Source organism: Hyphomonas sp., assembly GCF_040882205.1.
GTDB lineage: Bacteria > Pseudomonadota > Alphaproteobacteria > Caulobacterales > Hyphomonadaceae > Hyphomonas.
In genome coordinates, this window is record NZ_JBBEBT010000234.1 from 1 (window position 1) to 2,924 (window position 2,924).

General features: G+C 65.3%; 5 protein-coding genes. 4 read left to right on the top strand and 1 reads right to left on the bottom strand.

Features of this window, described 5'->3' with window-relative positions; translation table 11 throughout:
* A partial coding sequence (locus WEA77_RS09990; RefSeq protein ID WP_368067731.1) for a transketolase family protein occupies positions 1–1,413 on the bottom strand: 1,413 nt, incomplete at its 3' end.
* A gap of 105 nt (positions 1,414–1,518) precedes the next feature.
* On the opposite strand from WEA77_RS09990, the gene WEA77_RS09995 reads away from it, so the two are divergent.
* The 4 genes from WEA77_RS09995 to WEA77_RS10010 all read left to right on the top strand — a co-directional run.
* Positions 1,519–1,788 (top strand): DUF4164 family protein, encoded by a 270-nt coding sequence (locus WEA77_RS09995; RefSeq protein WP_368067732.1) that lies wholly within the window; start codon positions 1,519–1,521, stop codon positions 1,786–1,788.
* Positions 1,789–1,791: 3 nt separating this feature from the next.
* Positions 1,792–2,100 carry a cell division protein ZapA gene (locus WEA77_RS10000; protein WP_368067733.1) on the top strand — a complete coding sequence of 103 codons (309 nt, stop codon included), beginning with the start codon at positions 1,792–1,794 and terminating at the stop codon, positions 2,098–2,100.
* A gap of 93 nt (positions 2,101–2,193) precedes the next feature.
* On the top strand, positions 2,194–2,406 hold the full coding sequence (locus WEA77_RS10005) for a twin transmembrane helix small protein (RefSeq protein WP_368067734.1): 213 nt from the start codon (positions 2,194–2,196) through the stop codon (positions 2,404–2,406).
* 4 nt (positions 2,407–2,410) lie between these two features.
* Positions 2,411–2,924, top strand: a 514-nt coding sequence (locus WEA77_RS10010) for a cob(I)yrinic acid a,c-diamide adenosyltransferase (protein WP_368067735.1), incomplete at its 3' end; no start/stop codon positions are given.

The following is a 2,924-nucleotide window of genomic DNA, read 5'->3' on the forward strand; positions in this document are numbered from 1 at the left end:
CTCGACCGGCTGGTGGGTCGGGCCATCTTCGCCGAGGCCGATGGAATCGTGCGTCATCACATGGATCACGCGCAGGCCCATCAGCGCGCCGATACGGATTGCCGCTCGGCTATAGTCTGCGAAGACGAGGAAGGTACCCGAATACGGAATCACACCGCCATGCAGCGCCATACCGTTCATCGCGGCCGCCATCGCGTGCTCGCGCACGCCGTAATGGATATAACGCCCAGCCCAGCTCTTCGGGGTCATCGGCGCCGTATGGCTGGTCTTGGTATTGTTCGAGCCCGTGAGATCTGCCGAGCCGCCGACCATTTCCGGTACGAGATGCGTGATCACTTCCAGCGCCTCGCCGCTCCAGGTGCGCGTCGCCTTGGAGGCACCGCTATCGACGACCGCTTTCTTGTGCTTGGCCACAGCCTTGGTGAGGTTCTTCGGCAGGCGTCCGGCAATCGCCGCATTGAACTCGCCCTTCTTCGGGCTCGCCGCGAGGCGCTTCTTCCAGGCCAGGTGATCTTCGCGTGAACGCTCACCCGCCTTCGTCCAGGCCTTCTCGATCGCTTCGGGCACCTCGAACGGCGCGTGCGGCCAGTCGAGCGCCTTGCGGATGCCCGCAATCTCCTCGCCGCCATAAGGGCCGCCATGCGCCTTTCCGGTGCCGGCCAGCTTCGGCGCGCCATAGCCGATGATCGTTTTCACCGCGAGGAAGACCGGCTTCTTCTGTTTCGTCGCCCATTTCAGCGCCTCGGTCACATTTTTCTCGTCATGCCCGTCCACGCGGCGCGAGACCCAGCCGGACGCCTCGACCCGCGCGCACTGGTCGGTCGCGTCCGACAGGTCAGTCGAGCCGTCAATGGTGACGGCATTATCGTCGAACAGCACGATCAGCTTGTTCAGCTTCAGGTGGCCCGCCAGCGTGATCGCCTCCTGGCTGACGCCCTCCATGAGGCAACCATCGCCCGCCACGACCCAGGTGCGGTGATCCACCAGATCATTGCCGAACCGCGCATTGAGGTGGCGCTCGGCGATCGCCATGCCCACGGCGGTCGCAATCCCCTGCCCGAGCGGGCCGGTGGTCGTCTCGACACCGGCGGTCACGAAATTCTCCGGGTGGCCCGGCGTGTTTGCGCCCAGCTGGCGGAAATTGCGGATGTCGTCGCGGCTGACCGAGGCATAGCCTGTCAGATGCAGCAGCGCGTAAATCAGCATGGAGCCATGGCCGGCGGACAGTACAAACCGGTCCCGGTCCGGCCAGGCAGGGTCTCTCGGGTCAAACTTCAGGAACTTGCGGAAGAGGACCGTGGCCGTATCCGCCATCCCGAGCGGCAGGCCGACATGCCCGGATTTGGCCGCCTCGACGGCGTCCATGGACAAGGCACGGACAGCGTTCGCCATGTCGCGATTTGTGACAGCCATTCTGCTGATCTCCCGGTGTTTTTCGCGTTTCGTCCTAGGCCAGACTTGTCCCGTACCGTCAAGGCGCTTGGCGCCCGGCTGCATTGTCGCTAGTCCAATATTGTCATGACAGACCTCGACCCGGCCGCGCTACGCCTCGATTCCGCCCTCAGGCGCCTGGAAGCGGCGCTCGAGGCCCACCTCCTGCGTACCGGCAACCCTGCCGCCTTGCGGGCCGAGATCGCCGCCCTTGTATCAGACCGGGCCAATCTGGCCGAAGCGCTGGACCAGTCCCTTGCCCGCGAGCAGGAACTCCAGGCCCTTGCCGACGCAGCCAGCCTCGCCCTCGGCTCAGCCATTGAGGAAGTCCGCGCCGCCCTCGGAAAAGAGGACTGACGCTTGGCAAAGGCCGATATCTCCCTGCGGGGCCGCAATTTCTCCATCGCCTGCGCGCCGGGACAGGAACAGCGTGTCCAGCGCCTCGCCGAGCAGCTGGATGCCCGGATCGGCCAGATCGCCTCAGCGGTGGGCGATATCGGCGATGAACGGCTGCTTCTCATCACGGCCCTCTCCCTGCTGGACGAACTCGACAGCGCCCGTCGCGGCGTATCCGCCCGGCCGGAAACCGATGCCCGCGCAGTTGATATCCTGATCGCGATGGCCGGACGGGTCGAAGCCCTTGCCGCACGGCTTGAAAATGAGGACTGATACCGCCTCCCCGCCGCGACCGGATGCAGCAGCGCGCCGGGCCACCCTTGGGTCTATGCTCTGGCCTGCACACTCTCGAAAGGCTGACGCCCCATGCAAAGCATGCTGACCATCGGTTTCTACATCGCCCTCGCGGCCGTCGCATTTGTTCTGCTGCTCGGAATTTTCAATCTCACCCGGCAGGACACGAACCAGGCCAGCCGGTCCAATAAGCTCATGCGCCTGCGCGTCATCTTCCAGGCGGTCGCAATCGCCTTCCTCGTGCTGATCGGTATCGTCACAGGCGCCATCAAGTTCGGAGGCTGACACCATGGTCTGGCTCGACAAGATCTACACCCGCACCGGCGACAAGGGCGAAACGCGCCTTTCGACTGGAGAACTGGTGCCGAAATGGCATCCCCGTGTCGCCGCCTATGGCACCGTGGATGAACTCAACGCCGCCCTCGGCGTTGCTGCATTGGAGGCGGGCGGCGAGCGCCTCGCCCAGATCCGCCGGATCCAGAACGATCTTTTCGACCTGGGCGCTGACCTCGCGACGCCGGACCGAGGCCGTGTTCTGGAGTGGACCCCGCTGCGTATCGTCGCGGCGCAGGTCACGCGGCTCGAAATCGAGATCGACGCGATGAACGCAGTTATTCCGCCGCTCGACAGCTTCATCCTGCCAGGCGGCTCGCCGCTTTCCGCGCAGCTGCACGTCGCCCGCACCCTCTGCCGGCGCGCCGAGCGGGCGATGGCGCACCTCGCCTCCGTGCCGGATGAGCCCATGAACCCCGAGGCGATGGCCTTCATCAACCGGCTGTCCGACTGGCTGTTCGTTGCCGGCC

What these genes read in the sequence shown, in the direction of transcription:
- WEA77_RS09995 (WP_368067732.1), top strand. Translation starts at nt 1,519, where the DNA reads ATGACAGACCTCGACCCGGCCGCGCTACGCCTCGATTCCGCCCTCAGG.
- WEA77_RS10005 (WP_368067734.1), top strand. Translation starts at nt 2,194, where the DNA reads ATGCAAAGCATGCTGACCATCGGTTTCTACATCGCCCTCGCGGCCGTC.